The organism is Devosia riboflavina, assembly GCF_000743575.1.
Classification (GTDB): Bacteria; Pseudomonadota; Alphaproteobacteria; order Rhizobiales; family Devosiaceae; genus Devosia; species Devosia riboflavina.
This window is the reverse complement of sequence record NZ_JQGC01000009.1, coordinates 90,965-104,054: the sequence shown is the minus strand read 5'-3', so window position 1 is coordinate 104,054 and position 13,090 is coordinate 90,965. Positions and strand designations below refer to the sequence as shown.

Sequence of the window (13,090 nt, the reverse complement as noted above, 5' to 3'; positions counted from 1 at the left end):
CGCCATGCCCCGCGCCATTGTCTGCCTTCTCGACAGCGTCGGTATCGGCGGTGCACCCGACGCCGCCGCCTATGGCGATGTCGGCTCCAACACCGCCGGCCATATCGCCGAATGGGCGGCTGCCGGAAAGGCCGACCGCCCGGGCCTGCGCTCTGGTCCGCTCCATGTCCCGAACATGGATGCCATGGGCCTCGGCGCCGCCATAAAACTGTCCACTGGCACCTTGCCGCCTGGTCTCTCCGACACGCCGAAGGGCGGCCGCTTCGGCGTTGGCCGCGAAGTGTCCAAGGGCAAGGACACGCCTTCGGGCCATTGGGAAATCGCTGGTGTGCCCGTGCCCTTCGACTGGGGCTATTTCCCGCAGACCGAACCGACCTTTCCGCCCGATTTGATCGAGGAATTCATCCGCCGCGCCAATTTGCCCGGCATTTTGGGCGACAAGCACGCCTCAGGCACCACCATCATCGCTGAACTGGGCGAGGAGCACATCCGCACCGGCAAGCCGATCTGCTACACCTCCATCGATAGCGTCTTCCAGATCGCCGCGCATGAAAGCCACTTTGGCCTCGAACGCCTCTACGAGATCTGTAGACAAGCCTTTGAACTGACCGCCCCACTCAATATCGGGCGTGTCATCGCCCGGCCCTTTGTCGGCGAAACTGCAGAGACCTTCAAGCGCACCGGTAATCGCCGCGATTTTGCTATTTCGCCGCCCGAACCAACCCTGCTTGATCGCAATGAAATGGCCGGCAATCAGGTCTATGCGATCGGCAAAATCTCGGACATTTATGCCGGCTCCGGCGTCACCCATAAGCTCAAGGGCACCGGCATTCCGCAGCTCTTCGACAAGACGCTCGACGCCATGGAAATGGCTGATGACCGCGCTTTTATCATGACCAATTTCGTCGATTTCGATAGCGAATATGGCCATCGCCGTGACGTGCCCGGCTATGCCGCTGCGCTCGAACTCTTCGATTCCCGCCTGCCCGAACTGATCGCAAAGATGCGTCACGACGATCTGCTCGTCCTGACGGCCGACCACGGCAATGATCCGACCTGGCCGGGCACCGATCACACGCGTGAACAGGTGCCGATCCTGGTCTTTTCCCCAGCCCTGCCCAAGGGGGAGATTGGCATTCGCTCCACCTTCGCAGATATTGGCGAAAGCATAGCCGCCTGGCTGGGCCTCGCGCCTGGCCGCCACGGCAAGTCTTTTCTGTAATCAACAAGGTGATCGATATGAGCAAGATGGTTGGCAATGTCACGGTCATCGATCACCCGCTGATCCAGCACAAGCTGACGATCATGCGCAACAAGGAGACGTCCATCGCCGGCTTCCGGCGGCTCCTGCGCGAAATCGCCCACCTCATGTGCTACGAAGTCACGCGCGATCTCGAACTGGAAATGATCCCGATCGAGACGCCAATGGCGGCGATGGACTCGCCTGCGATCAAGGGCAAGAAGCTGGTCTTCGCCTCCATCCTGCGCGCCGGCAATGGTCTTCTCGATGGCATGCTCGATCTCGTTCCAGCGGCGCGCGTTGCCCATATCGGCATCTATCGCGACCACGAGACTCTCGAGCCGGTCGAATACTATTTCAAGGCGCCGTCCAATCTCGAAGACCGCCTGATCATCGTCGTCGATCCCATGCTGGCCACCGGCAATTCGGCGACCGCGGCGATGGAAAAGCTCAAGGAGCGCGGCGCCAACAATATCCGCTTTCTTTGTCTCCTCGCCGCACCCGAAGGCATCGAGAATTTTTCGAAGGCCCATCCGGATGTGCCCGTCTACACGGCCTCCATCGACAGCCATCTCAACGAGAAGGGCTACATCATCCCCGGCCTCGGCGACGCCGGCGACCGCATGTACGGGACGAAGTAACGGTCTTTACGCGCGCGAGGTCTTGGCTTCGCTCGCCCATTCCAGATTACGAGGTCCAGGAAAATGGCCAGACTTGCTCACTCGATGATCCGCGTCATCGACGAAGATCGCTCCGTCGATTTCTATCGCCGCGCCTTTGGGCTCGAGATCGTCAATCGTCTCGAATTCGCGGAGTTTACGCTGGTCTACCTGGCTCAGGAGCTGGATGGCTTCGAGCTTGAACTGACCATCAACAAGGGCCGCACCGAGCCCTATGATCTCGGCGATGGCTATGGCCATCTCGCGGTGGTCGTCGACAATCTGCAGGCCGAATACGACCGCCTCAATGCCGAGGGATTTACCGTCGGCAAGCTCGTGGATTTCAAGAACGGCAATGTGCCGGTCGCGCGCTTCTTCTTTGTCACCGATCCCGATGGCTACAAGGTCGAAGTCATCCAGAAGGGCGGCCGCTTCCAGTAGCTTTCCCAACCTTCCCGCCGTGCCAATGCCGATTGCCGCCCCGGCCTGATCGCCTCGCGGTTGCACGGTCGCGACGCCCTTCTGGCGCACGGACGCGACGCCCTTTGGGCGCACGGACGCGACGCCCTTGGGGCGCACGGTGGAAGCGGCTTTCGCCTCGAAATTTGGATAGAAGGAAGAGGCGAAAGCCGCTTCACACGATCGGGATTTTTTGCGCACGCATCGAGCGGTCCCCTTTTGAGGTTTTACGGTCCAGATTGCCGTCGGAAGCATCCTGCGATGCAACGGGGGCTCACTGCCGCTTGACCGGTGGTCAGCGTCCACGCACCCACCCAGGCGACCCCGAGTGGCCCATCTCCCCGCCCGACGCTTCGTCGGCGCCGCGTGTCATGGCGGGAATGCCCAGAGAATGGCATGAGACGAGGGGGGCGGGGATAAGATGGATAAGTTTCGGCCTGCGCGCCGTCCTAAAGCGCGTCGCGATCCAAAGGATTCGCTCCTTGCGCTTTAGGTCCTTGGTGTTACGCATGTCTTTACCCCGAAACCGGTACCCACTTTCGGGAGACATGCGCCAACCCGCCTTCCATTGAAAGGATAGGCGAGTTGGGTTCGGTACGAAGACTTACTTTGCCTTGAGTGGCAGGCCGAGGGCGATCAGCTCGGCCCGGAGCTGCGCCGGCTCCTTGAAGTGAATGCCATGCATGCCGAATTTGCGGGCGGCGACGATATTGGGCTCGCTGTCATCGATGAAGACGCAGCTATCGGGCGCAAAGCCGTAGCGCTCGCAGAACACGCGATAGATGCGCGGATCGGGTTTTACGAGGCCTTCGAGGCCCGAAACGATGACGCCATCGAACTTTTCGAGGAATGGCCATTCGCCGAGGCAGCTCACCCACTTTTCCCAGGAGAAGTTAGTGATGGCAAAGGTCGGGATATCCTGCTCGATCAGCTCATTGTGGATGTCGACCGTACCGTGGATGAAGTCGCCCAGGGTTTCCTTCCACCTGAGGTCAAAGGCCTGGATTTCGCGCCAATATTTCGGGAAGCGCGTGATCAGCTTGGCAACGCCCTCGGCATAGATTTCGCCGGCGTCGAATTCGAGATTCCAATCGCTGGTGCAGATATTCTGGTGAAACCAGAGCGCGTCCTCTTCGCTCTCAAAAAGCTTGCGGAACAGATACATCGGGTTCCAGTCGACGAAAACGCCGCCCAGGTCGAAGACGGGGATGATGGTGTCGTTCATGCTCGTGATGGGGTCGGAGGAAGGAGTTTTGCTTGTGGCATGGCCGCGCAAGGGCGGCAAGCGCTGCAGATCAGTTGAGGGTAATGGCCCCGCCGAAGCGCGGCATGAACAGGGCCGAGCGATTGAGGTCGAGCGCTTCCTTGAACACGATGCCGAGCAGGGGGCGATAGCTATACTCGACCTCGGCGGCAATCACGGTCTGATCGGTGGCAATGGCCGTCATCTCGGCCGGCAACTCATAGGGATCACCCGTGGCGTGGCCGGCGACAGTCCTGGAGAGCGTGCCATTCTCATAGCGCGCCGACCATAGGATGGTCGCTTCGCCTTCGTCGTCAACTGATACGGCGGTGATCGTCTGCACCAGACCCGAGGCATCATAGGGCGTCATGATGCTGGTAGCGGCGAGGAAATAGTCTTCCAGTTGCGCCTGTGCGAGCGTCTTGTTGGACCGCGCCACGAGGTCGCCAATGGCCCCTGCCACCGACTGCACCTTGCGGTCGGCGGTCAGCAGCGTGGCCGCCTCGGTACAGCCGAGATAGACGCTGAGCATGAGCGGCACGACCAGTGCAAACTCTACCGCCGCGACGCCGGTCTCCCGGCGGACAAATGCGCGCAGCGTGTTCAGGAAGGTTTTTCCGGTCGCGCGCATCAGAAGGGCTCGTTTCGGAAAACGGTGGCAGCGCTCAGTAGGATACGCCCGTCCGGAAGCTTATTGGGTGCATAAGGGAACTGCAAAATGGCGGGGTAGCGATAATAGACCTGCACCAGCACGACCCCCGAGGAGCCGCCTGGCGTCCAGACCTCATCCTCGGTCCAATCGCAGTCTTCCACGCAATTGAGATCGAGCGGGACGGAATAATCGGCCGACTGGAAATCGTTGATCGTCCGCACATTGACGTGCATATCAGCGCAATCGCCGAAGAGCCCATAGAGCCGGCTGCAGACATTTTCCTTGTAGTCGGCCGCCGTCCAGCCGTCGCGCTGGGCCTGGCCGACGCGAATGGTGCGGCTGGCGTCATAGACGCCGCTTTCCAGAACCTGCGCCGCAAAATACTGTACGGAGGTTTGGAGAATGGCCGTCAGGATGGCGAAGAAAATCGGCGCCAGAAGGGCGAACTCGATCACCGTCGCCCCGCGCGTATCGCGCGCCAGGGATTTGAGCCGCCAGCGTGACATGCCTCGTTCCTGTCCGGGAGAGCTGGTTGCACTCCTCATGAACGGGACGTTGACGGTTCAACGCTAAGGTTTCGTTAGCTTGCTGGCTTAAATGCAGCCGCTGGTTAAGGAAACCTTGATCTAGTTCGCCGCCGATTGAACCAGTTGCGAGGATGCCAGCGCCTGGCTGGTAAAGTTATTGTCATCGCCGATCATGACCGTCGGCTGGCAGACCGGAGCGCAGGCGAGGGTGGTGCGCAACTGCCCCTGATAGACCGTCGTGACCCCGGCCTGCATCTGTACGACTTCGATAAGCGTATCGGCGATGGGTTCGCCCAGGCTATCGAGCACGATGAGATTGGTCTGGCCAAAGCTCTTGCCCGTCAGGATCAGCGTCTGCGGATCCTGTATCGTGACATCCGCGATGCCGGGATTGCCGACGATAACCGTCGCGGCGGGAGAGCTGATGCGCAGCACGCGCGCCATATTCACTTTCACGTCGATTGGCGCGTTGTCCTGCGCTCCCGCCAAGGCAGTGCCGGCAAGAGCGAGACAAAGGCCCGCAAGGAATGAAAGGCGACGCATTGGACCCATCCACATGAAAACTCGACCTCAAGGATCGCGCGGAATGGTAAACACTTGGCAAACGAGAGGGTTTTGGCGTGGTTAAGAATAAAAGAAGATGCCTCCAAGTTGTTGAATGCAAACTTGAAATAACGGCATGCGAGGGTATAGGGTTCGGCATTTGTTAGAATGCAATCGATCTCGTTAATTCGTTGAAAAGCATAGATTTTTTTGGACGAATTCGGCTGTTTGGAAATACTTCGATTAACTCATTTGCAATCACTGCTGGCTAGGCTGAGCCCATCTTCGCTGTGTGACTGGCCGTGAGGCGTCACTCGAGGACGTGTAAAAAAGGAGCCTGGGACATGAACATTTTCGCACGTTTCGCGCAGGACGAATCCGGCGCCACTGCAATCGAATACGGCCTCATCGCCGCTCTTATCTCTGTCGTCATCATCGGCGCTGTTGCCGCACTTGGCGGCAACCTTCAGACAGTGTTTGGCAACATCAATGACTGTTTGACCGGCGTAGAAAACGCTGCTTGCGCTGAAGAGTAATTCCTTCAGTTCGTCATAATGTCTTGGAAGGCCTCCGAAAGGGGGCCTTCTTCGTTTTGGTCTTTGCTTAACTTATCGATGGCAATCTCAGGGCGTTAAGAGCGGGACAAAAGGCATGTCGCAGTTGAAGAGCTTACTGAGAACATTTATTGCCGATCGCTCAGGGGCGACGGCAATAGAGTATGCTCTTATCGCCTCATTGCTTTCCATTGTCATAATCGGCGCCGTTGGCACCATTAACGGCAGCCTGACCGAGGTTTACCAAACTATCCAAAGCTATATCGTGCCAGCGCTCAATGGCACCCCGATGCCGGACGAAGAGTGATCCGATGAGTACTATTGCCCTTTTCTTCTTCCCTGTTGCCATGGCGATCGCGGCGTCGTCCGATCTCTTCACCATGCGCATTTCCAACAAGCTGGTGCTGCTCCTCACCGTTGCCTTCTTCATCGTCGCCATCGCGATAAATCTGCCGCTGCAGCAATTCGCCATGCATGTGCTTTGTGCGCTCATCGTGCTCGCAGTCGCCTTTGGCCTCTTTGCGCTGCGCCTTATCGGCGGCGGCGACGCCAAGCTCGCTGCGGCCACGACCCTCTGGCTGGGTTTTGGCATGACATTGCCTTACCTCGCCTATGCCGCCCTGTTCGGCGGCGTGCTGACCATCCTGATCCTGGTGGTGCGCGGTATCCCGCTCAATCCCGCACTCGCCCGTTTCGGTTGGGTAGCGCGCCTGCACAACAAGCGCTCCGGCATCCCCTATGGCATCGCCTTGGCCGTCGCCGGCATCACGGTCTATTCGAACTCTGCCATTTTCGAGCGCCTTGCGGCCTGATCCGTCTCATTCTTACGAAATATCGAGGCCTCGGCACTTTCCGCCGGGGCCTTGTTTTTTGTCGCGGCCTCGCAAATCGCAAGTATTCATAAACTGTTAACCGCAAGCCTTAGCGCCCGATTAACCAAACCTTGACCCTTTGCTTTCATAGTTCACCCGTGGAATTGGGCGCGAGCGCCCGGTAGAGCCGGAGTGGGTCATGAGACCAGCACGCATAATCCTGGTAGTAGTGGCCCTGGTCGCAGGTGGCCTCGCCGCATTCCTGGTTATGCGCATGGGCCGTGCGCCGGCGCCATCCGCCGAAGTCGTCACCCAGGTCGTGCAAGAGCAGAAGACGCAAGTGCTCGTCGCCAAGGCGCCGATCGGCATCGGTGAGCGGCTCAAGCCCGAGACACTGGAATGGCAGGATTGGCCCGAAGGGGCCGTGCGTCCGGAATATGTCACCATCTCGGCCATGCCGGACGCGCCCGCGGAACTCACCGGCGCCGTTGCCCGCTTTGAATTCTTTCCCGGCGAGCCGATCCGCGAACAAAAGCTCGTCCGGTCAGATCAGGGCTATCTTTCGGCTGTGCTGGCTTCGGGCATGCGCGGCGTGGCAGTGGGGGTCAATGCCCTCTCGAGTGCTGGCGGCTTCGTTGTTCCCAACGACCATGTCGACGTGCTCCTGACCACATCCACGCCGACGGGCCAGCAGTCCGAGGTCGTGCTGTCCAATGTGCGCGTCCTCGCCATCGGCAAGCGCCTCGGCGAAATGGGTGTGAGCGGTGGCGACGAGAAAGCCGAGAGCGACAGCCCCACACCCGAGACCTTCGACAAGAGCACCGTGGCAACGCTCGAACTGACGCCGGGGCAGGCGGAAACGCTGATCAACGCTTCCATGCGCGGCCAGTTGAGCCTGACGCTGCGTTCGATCACCGATTTCGGCAAGGGCGCCGATGCGCAGCGTCCTGCCAGCACCAGCCAGGCCGTTCGTGTCATCCGCTTCGGCAAGGAGCAGAGCGTGATGGCCGGCGCGGTGGCCCAGACAGGCTCCGGTACGGAATTCACGCCGGTCAATGAGTTCGTCCCCGAAGGCGGTTTCTCCGAAGACGAAATGGAAATCCAGGTCGACGCGGTCGAACCGCAGTTGATGCCGCAATAGGCGGGAGAGCAGAATGACAACGACAATGCAGACGGCATTTCGCCCCCTCCGCTTGCTGGCCCTGGCCGGCACGCTATCGTTGGCAACCCTCGGGCTGGCCTTGCCGGCCCTTGCCCAATCGCAGATTACGGTCGCATCGACCGCCTATGGCGCCCAGCGCAATCTCGATATCGAGCTCAACAAGTCGATCATCGTCGACCTGCCGGCCGGCGTCGCTGAGGTCGTGGTGTCCCAGCCCAATGTCGCTGCGGCCATCATGCGCACCCGTACCCGCGCCATCGTGCAGGGGATCGGTGGCGGCAATACCAATATCTTCTTCATCGACGATGCCGGCCGCACCATCCAGGTGCTGGACCTGCGCGTCATCAAGGAGCCGTCCCAGGTCGGCAATGCGCTCGAAGAGGCACTGGCGCGCGTCATTCCGGGTTCGCGGATCGCGGTTGAATCGGTCACCATCGGGGACTCGACCAATCGTGTGGTTCTGACGGGCACGGTTCTGTCTTCGGACGACAAGGATCGGGCCGGGCAGGTCGCCGTCCAGTTTGCCGGCTCGCCAGAAAACGTCGCCAACATTCTCGACGTGGCCGGCGCCCAGCAGGTCATGCTGCAGGTCACCGTCTCGGAAGTGAAGCGTGACGTGGCCAAGCAGTTCGGCATCAATTTCGGCGCCATCGTCAATGTCGGCACCACGAATCTGCTGAGCTTTGCCAATGGCCTCTTGACCGATGCTTTCCCGACCGACGGTATCGACGCGTCTTTCGGCGCCAATGGCAACCAGGTCAGCGCCGCCATTCGGGCGCTCGAAGGGCGCGGGGCGCTGCGCGTCCTCGCACAGCCCACGTTGACCGCGATCTCGGGCCAGGCGGCCAAGTTCCTCGCCGGCGGCGAATTGCCCTATTACACCTATGACGAAGACGATGACGGCAGCAAAACCCGTACGGTTTTGTTCAAGCCCTATGGCGTCGAGCTTGCCTTCACCCCGGTCGTCAAGTCGAACGGTGCAATCGCCCTGACCGTGGACACCTCCGTGTCGGAACCGCAGGCCGACCTGTCGATCACCAAGCGCCAGGCCAATACTTCGGTCGAAGTCCCGAGCGGCATGACGCTGGCTATCGGCGGGCTGCTGCAGGAGCGTTCGTCCCAGCAGATCAACCAGTTCCCCTGGCTCGGCGACATCCCGATCCTGGGGGCTCTCTTCCGGTCTCGCGACTTCCAGACCGAGGAAACCGAACTGGTCATCCTGGTCACGCCCTATCTCGTCAATCCCGTTCCCGCCGGCACTATCGCCGTGCCGACCGACTTTTCGACCCCGGCAAGCGATGCGGAAGCGATCTTCCTCGGCAAGCTCGAAAATCAATATGGCGTCGCCGGCAGTAGCGGCATGCGGGGCGGGTTCAGCGGGTCGGTCGGTTTCGTGCTCGACTGAGCGTTCGATGGTGCAAGGAGTAGTACAATGAAGAGTTTCCTGACCTCGGATGAACCGGCAAAGCAGGAAGAGCCGGCAGCAGAGATCGCGCCCGGCGCGCGCCTTGTGCCGCGCGTCACCATCCAGGCCTTTTGCGAACATTCCCAGACCGCGCAACTCGTCGAAAGCGCGGTGCATGACCGGCGCATGTCCAAGGTGGCGTTGACGACGCATAATGGCGGCATCGATGGTGCGGTCGAAACCTACAAGACCAATCCCACGCCCAATCTCATCATCGTCGAAACCTCGCTGCCGCCCGAGGAAATCCCGGGAGCGCTGGAGCGCCTGGCCGAGGTTTGCGATGCGACGACGCGCGTCATCGTGCTCGGCCACGTCAATGACGTGCTGCTCTATCGCGAGCTGATCCGCTCGGGCATTTCCGAATATATCGTGCTACCGTCCACCGCGCAGATCATCGTCACCGCCATTACCGAGCTTTTTGCCGGCGAGGGCGCCGCACCCATCGGCCGCACGATTGGCTTTGTCTCCGCCAAGGGCGGGGCCGGCGGCTCCACCGTCGCCCACAATGTCGCCTGGTCTATTGCCACGGTGCTACGGCAGGATTGCCTGATCATCGACATGGATCTCGCCTTCGGCACGGCTGGCCTCAATTTCAACCAGGACCCGCCTCATGGCGTGGCCGATGCGCTGCTGGCCAATCAGAAGGTCGATCAGACCATGCTCGATCGCCTGATGAGCAAGGCGGCCAATCACATCAACCTGCTTACCGCCCCGGCCATGCTGGACCGTACCTGGGATTTCGAAGAGCGCGAGTTCGAGCAGATCGTCGAAATCTGCCAGAAGTCGGTGCCGGTGATCATCCTCGACATTCCGCACGCCTGGAATGCCTGGGTGCGGCACACGCTCTCGACCATCGATGAGGTGGTGATCGTCGCCGAGCCCGACCTTGCCAATCTGCGCAATGCCAAGAACCTGGCCGACACGATCAAGGCCCTGCGGCCGACCGAAAAGGCGCCGAGCCTAGTGATCAACCGCCAGGGCGTGGCCCGCCGTCCCGAAATCGGCGCCGCGGAATTTGCCTCGTCGGTCGAGTGCAACCTTATCGGACAGATCGGCTTCGACGCTGCGCTTTTCGGCACTGCGGCCAATAACGGGCAGATGGTGGCGGAGGTCGCGGCCAACAATAAGGTCAATGAGGTCTACCGCAGTATCGGCATGCAGGTGACCGGACGCCAGCCGTCGCATGGTGCCGGCAAGCCGGCGGGGCTGATGAAACTGCCGTCCTTCCTCAAGAAGCGGGCATAAGCCGGCTTTAGAGGACAGGAAGGAAGACGAACGAGGCGAGCATGTTTGGTAAGCGGACGACATTCGGCGGCAATACGCCAGGCGTGGGCGAAGTCCCACGGCCGATTCCGAGCGCGGCCCGGCCCGAGCCTGCACAAGCCCAGCCGGTGCAGCGCCGGGCTTCGGACAGCGATGGCATGGGCGCGCGCCAGCGCACCACCGACGAAGTGCTCGATGTGCGCAATCCCGTCGATGCACAGCGCGACAAGGAATATTTCCAGACCAAGTCGGCCATCTTCAACGCCCTGATCGATTCCATTGATCTCAGCCAATTGGCGACGATGGAGCAGCAGTCGGCGCGCGAGGAAATCCGCGACATCGTCGGGGAAATCATCGCGCTCAAGTCGATCGTCATGTCGATTTCCGAGCAGGAAGACCTGCTTGAGGACATCTGTAACGACGTGCTCGGCTATGGCCCGCTCGAACCGCTCCTGGCCCGCGACGACATCGCCGATATCATGGTGAACGGTAGCCAGAAGTGCTACATCGAAGTCGGCGGCAAGGTGCGTCTCACCAATGTGCGCTTCCGCGACGACGCGCATCTGATGAATGTCTGCCAGCGCATCGTGTCCCAGGTTGGTCGCCGCGTCGACGAAGGCTCGCCCATCTGCGACGCCCGCCTTCCCGATGGTTCGCGCGTCAATGTCATCGCCCCGCCGCTCGCCATCGATGGCGCGGCCCTCACCATCCGTAAATTCAAGAAAGACAAGCTGACCCTGCAGCAGCTCGTCAAATACGGTTCCATCTCGCCCGAAGGCGCCGAGGTGCTGCGCATTCTCGGCCGTGTGCGCGCCAATGTGCTGATCTCGGGCGGTACTGGCTCGGGCAAGACCACGCTGCTCAATTGCCTCACCGCCTTCATCGAGAAGGACGAGCGCGTCATCACCTGCGAAGACTCCGCCGAACTTCAGCTCCAGCAGCCGCATGTGGTGCGCCTTGAAACCCGCCCGCCGAACCTGGAAGGCGAAGGCGAGATCACCATGCGCGATCTCATCAAGAATTGCCTGCGTATGCGTCCCGAACGCATCATCGTCGGCGAAGTCCGCGGCCCGGAGAGCTTTGACCTTCTCCAGGCCATGAATACGGGCCACGACGGTTCCATGGGCACGCTGCACGCCAATAGCCCACGCGAAGCCCTCAGCCGTCTCGAATCCATGATCACCATGGGCGGCTATTCCCTGCCGAGCCGCACCATCCGCGAAATGATCGTCTCCTCGATCGACGTCATCGTGCAGGCCGCGCGCCTGCGCGATGGTTCGCGCCGCATCACCCACATTTCCGAAGTGCTGGGCATGGAAGGCGACGTCATCGTCACCCAGGACGTCTTCGTCTACGACATCATGGGCGAAGATGCGAACGGCATGCTGCTCGGCAAGCACCGCTCGACCGGCATCACCAAGCCCAATTTCACCGAGCGGGCCCGCTATTTCAACGAAGAGGCCAATCTGGTCGAAGCGCTGGAAAAGGCCAATACCGAACAGCACGAGCTGATGGGGCGCTAGATATGCTCATCACCATCCTGCTCGCTGTCCTGGCCGTTATCGCCGTCGGTGCTGCCGGTTTCGCCCTGGTCCCTTCGGCCCTGGGCAATAGCCGCGCCGACAAGCGCCTCAAGGCCTATCAGGGCGACATTCGCACGACGCGCCGCGAAATGGACGTCAACCGCACGCGCGATGCGCGCCGCAAGACCGTTCAGCAGGCGCTAAAAGCTCAGACCGACGAGATCAATGCAAGAAAGCGCGTGACGCTGCCCGACCTCATCTTTCAGGCCGGCATGACGATTTCGCCGGGCGCCTTCATCCGCAATAGCTGCATTTTCGGCGGCCTTCTGTTTGTCGTGCTGCTGGTCACGCAGGTCCCCTATTATTTTGCCGCCATCTTTGCCGTGGCGGGCGCCTATCTGCTGCCGCGCATGTATGTGAAGCGGCGGCGCAAGAAGTACCAGAACCAGTTCCTCGACGAGCTGCCCAATGCCGTCGAAGCCATCGTGCGCGGCGTCAAGACCGGCCTGCCGCTCAACGATTCCATGCGCGTCGTCGCCAAGGACACCAAGGAACCGGTGAAATCCGAATTCGGCCGCGTGCTCGATCAGCAGTCCTTCGGCTTTTCCATGACCGAGTCCGTGCAGATCCTGCTCGATCGCGTGCCGCTGCCCGAGGTCAATTTCTTCGTCGTGGTCATTTCCGTGCAGCAGCAGGCCGGCGGCAATCTCTCCGAGGCGCTGGGTAACCTCGCGCGCGTGCTGCGCAACCGCAAGAAGATGAAGCAGAAGGTCGCCGCCATGTCCTCGGAAGCCAAGGCTTCCGCCGGCATCATCGGCTCGCTGCCGGTTTTCGTTGCCATCATGGTGTCGGTGATCTCGCCCGAATATCTCTCGCCACTGATTTCGACGCCCATCGGCAATATCTGGCTCGGCGTGGCGGCCCTCATGATGTGCATGGGCGCCTTCGTCATGAACCGCATGATTCAATTCGAAATCTAGCCCGGGGA

General features: G+C 60.7%; 15 protein-coding genes. 11 read left to right on the top strand and 4 right to left on the bottom strand.

Annotated elements, in window-relative coordinates:
* Positions 1-4: 4 nt before the first annotated feature.
* The 3 genes from JP75_RS11340 (at position 5) to JP75_RS11330 (ending at position 2,340) form a co-directional block, all read left to right on the top strand.
* Complete coding sequence (locus JP75_RS11340) at positions 5-1,222, top strand: phosphopentomutase (protein ID WP_035082841.1); 1,218 nt, start codon at positions 5-7, stop codon at positions 1,220-1,222.
* A 26-nt stretch (positions 1,223-1,248) separates the two neighbouring features.
* Entirely contained in the window at positions 1,249-1,881 is a 633-nt protein-coding gene (gene upp / locus JP75_RS11335) for a uracil phosphoribosyltransferase (RefSeq protein ID WP_035083053.1), read from the top strand.
* Between the two features lie 63 nt (positions 1,882-1,944).
* A complete protein-coding gene (locus JP75_RS11330) occupies positions 1,945-2,340 on the top strand; it encodes a VOC family protein (RefSeq protein ID WP_035082839.1) in 396 nt (131 codons plus the stop codon).
* 622 nt (positions 2,341-2,962) lie between these two features.
* On the opposite strand, the gene JP75_RS11320 is transcribed toward JP75_RS11330, so the two are convergent.
* The 4 genes from JP75_RS11320 to JP75_RS11305 form a co-directional block, all read right to left on the bottom strand.
* Positions 2,963-3,583: an HAD family hydrolase gene (locus tag JP75_RS11320; RefSeq protein ID WP_035082832.1), complete on the bottom strand. Its 621-nt coding sequence runs from the start codon at positions 3,581-3,583 to the stop codon at positions 2,963-2,965.
* Positions 3,584-3,653: 70 nt separating this feature from the next.
* Positions 3,654-4,232, bottom strand: a complete 579-nt coding sequence (locus JP75_RS11315; RefSeq protein ID WP_035082829.1) for a TadE/TadG family type IV pilus assembly protein — start codon at positions 4,230-4,232, stop codon at positions 3,654-3,656.
* Positions 4,232-4,759, bottom strand: a complete 528-nt coding sequence (locus JP75_RS11310) for a TadE/TadG family type IV pilus assembly protein (RefSeq protein ID WP_035082826.1) — start codon at positions 4,757-4,759, stop codon at positions 4,232-4,234. The genes JP75_RS11315 and JP75_RS11310 overlap by 1 nt, the downstream gene beginning before the upstream one ends.
* 120 nt (positions 4,760-4,879) lie before the next feature.
* Complete coding sequence (locus tag JP75_RS11305) at positions 4,880-5,323, bottom strand: pilus assembly protein N-terminal domain-containing protein (RefSeq protein WP_035082823.1); 444 nt, start codon at positions 5,321-5,323, stop codon at positions 4,880-4,882.
* A gap of 344 nt (positions 5,324-5,667) precedes the next feature.
* On the opposite strand from JP75_RS11305, the gene JP75_RS11300 reads away from it, so the two are divergent.
* From JP75_RS11300 to JP75_RS11265, 8 genes are all read left to right on the top strand, one after another.
* Positions 5,668-5,859, top strand: coding sequence for a Flp family type IVb pilin (locus JP75_RS11300; RefSeq protein WP_035082820.1), 192 nt, complete (start codon positions 5,668-5,670; stop codon positions 5,857-5,859).
* A gap of 115 nt (positions 5,860-5,974) precedes the next feature.
* Entirely contained in the window at positions 5,975-6,184 is a 210-nt protein-coding gene (locus JP75_RS11295; RefSeq protein WP_035082817.1) for a Flp family type IVb pilin, read from the top strand.
* 4 nt (positions 6,185-6,188) lie between these two features.
* Positions 6,189-6,689: an A24 family peptidase gene (locus JP75_RS11290; protein ID WP_035082815.1), complete on the top strand. Its 501-nt coding sequence runs from the start codon at positions 6,189-6,191 to the stop codon at positions 6,687-6,689.
* Between the two features lie 199 nt (positions 6,690-6,888).
* Positions 6,889-7,830 (top strand): Flp pilus assembly protein CpaB, encoded by a 942-nt coding sequence (gene cpaB, locus JP75_RS11285; protein WP_084587619.1) that lies wholly within the window; start codon positions 6,889-6,891, stop codon positions 7,828-7,830.
* Between the two features lie 13 nt (positions 7,831-7,843).
* The gene (locus tag JP75_RS11280) at positions 7,844-9,256 is read left to right on the top strand and encodes a type II and III secretion system protein family protein (protein ID WP_084587618.1); all 1,413 of its coding nucleotides are present in this window, start codon (positions 7,844-7,846) and stop codon (positions 9,254-9,256) included.
* A 27-nt stretch (positions 9,257-9,283) separates the two neighbouring features.
* Complete coding sequence (locus JP75_RS11275) at positions 9,284-10,561, top strand: CpaE/TadZ family protein (RefSeq protein ID WP_035082809.1); 1,278 nt, start codon at positions 9,284-9,286, stop codon at positions 10,559-10,561.
* Between the two features lie 41 nt (positions 10,562-10,602).
* Positions 10,603-12,102, top strand: a complete 1,500-nt coding sequence (locus JP75_RS11270) for a TadA family conjugal transfer-associated ATPase (protein ID WP_035082806.1) — start codon at positions 10,603-10,605, stop codon at positions 12,100-12,102.
* A 2-nt stretch (positions 12,103-12,104) separates the two neighbouring features.
* Positions 12,105-13,082 (top strand): type II secretion system F family protein, encoded by a 978-nt coding sequence (locus tag JP75_RS11265; RefSeq protein ID WP_035082803.1) that lies wholly within the window; start codon positions 12,105-12,107, stop codon positions 13,080-13,082.
* Positions 13,083-13,090: the final 8 nt, after the last annotated feature.